Source organism: Metamycoplasma neophronis (assembly GCF_006491995.1).
GTDB classification, from domain to species: Bacteria; Bacillota_I; Bacilli_A; order Mycoplasmatales; family Metamycoplasmataceae; genus Metamycoplasma; species Metamycoplasma neophronis.
Window position 1 is genome coordinate 1 of sequence record NZ_VHHP01000031.1, and the last position, 1,528, is coordinate 1,528.

Annotated in this window: 1 rRNA gene; it reads left to right on the forward strand. The window is 49.6% G+C overall.

The window, feature by feature from the left end:
- Nucleotides 1–3 precede the first annotated feature (3 nt).
- Nucleotides 4–1,525 (forward strand): 16S ribosomal RNA (locus FJR74_RS03150).
- The last annotated feature ends 3 nt before the right edge of the window (nucleotides 1,526–1,528 follow it).

Consider the following 1,528-nt stretch of genomic DNA (forward strand, 5'->3'; position numbering starts at 1 on the left):
ACTTTATTTAAGAGTTTGATCCTGGCTCAGGATGAACGCTGGCTGTGTGCCTAATACATGCATGTCGAGCGAGGTTCTTCGGAACCTAGCGGCGAATGGGTGAGTAACACGTGCTTAATCTACCCTTCAGATTGGAATACCCAATGGAAACATTGGCTAATGCCGGATACGCATGGAATCGCATGATTCCGTTGTGAAAGGGGCCTTTAAAGCCCCACTGAAGGATGAGGGTGCGGAACATTAGTTAGTTGGTAGGGTAATGGCCTACCAAGACTATGATGTTTAGCCGGGTCGAGAGACTGAACGGCCACATTGGGACTGAGATACGGCCCAAACTCCTACGGGAGGCAGCAGTAGGGAATATTCCACAATGAGCGAAAGCTTGATGGAGCGACACAGCGTGCACGATGAAGGTCTTCGGATTGTAAAGTGCTGTTATAAGGGAAGAACACTACATTGAGGAAATGCTTTGTAGCTGACGGTACCTTGTCAGAAAGCGATGGCTAACTATGTGCCAGCAGCCGCGGTAATACATAGGTCGCAAGCGTTATCCGGAATTATTGGGCGTAAAGCGTTCGTAGGCTGTTTATTAAGTCTGGAGTCAAATCCCGGGGCTCAACCCCGGCTCGCTTTGGATACTGATAAACTAGAGTTGGATAGAGGTAAGCGGAATTCCATGTGAAGCGGTGAAATGCGTAGATATATGGAAGAACACCAAAGGCGAAGGCAGCTTACTGGGTCTATACTGACGCTGAGGGACGAAAGCGTGGGGAGCAAACAGGATTAGATACCCTGGTAGTCCACGCCGTAAACGATGATCATTAGTCGGTGGAGAGTTCACTGACGCAGCTAACGCATTAAATGATCCGCCTGAGTAGTATGCTCGCAAGAGTGAAACTTAAAGGAATTGACGGGGACCCGCACAAGCGGTGGAGCATGTGGTTTAATTTGAAGATACACGGAGAACCTTACCCACTCTTGACATCTTCCGCAAAGCTATAGAGATATAGTGGAGGCTAACGGAATGACAGATGGTGCATGGTTGTCGTCAGCTCGTGTCGTGAGATGTTTGGTCAAGTCCTGCAACGAGCGCAACCCCTATCTTTAGTTACTAACGAGTCATGTCGAGGACTCTAGAGATACTGCCTGGGTAACCGGGAGGAAGGTGGGGATGACGTCAAATCATCATGCCTCTTACGAGTGGGGCCACACACGTGCTACAATGGTCGGTACAAAGAGAAGCAATATGGCGACATGGAGCAAATCTCAAAAAGCCGATCTCAGTTCGGATTGGAGTCTGCAATTCGACTCCATGAAGTCGGAATCGCTAGTAATCGCAGATCAGCTATGCTGCGGTGAATACGTTCTCGGGTCTTGTACACACCGCCCGTCACACCATGGGAGCTGGTAATACCCAAAGTCGGTTTGCTAACCTCGGAGGCGACCGCCTAAGGTAGGACTGGTGACTGGGGTGAAGTCGTAACAAGGTATCCCTACGAGAACGTGGGGATGGATCACCTCCTTTCTA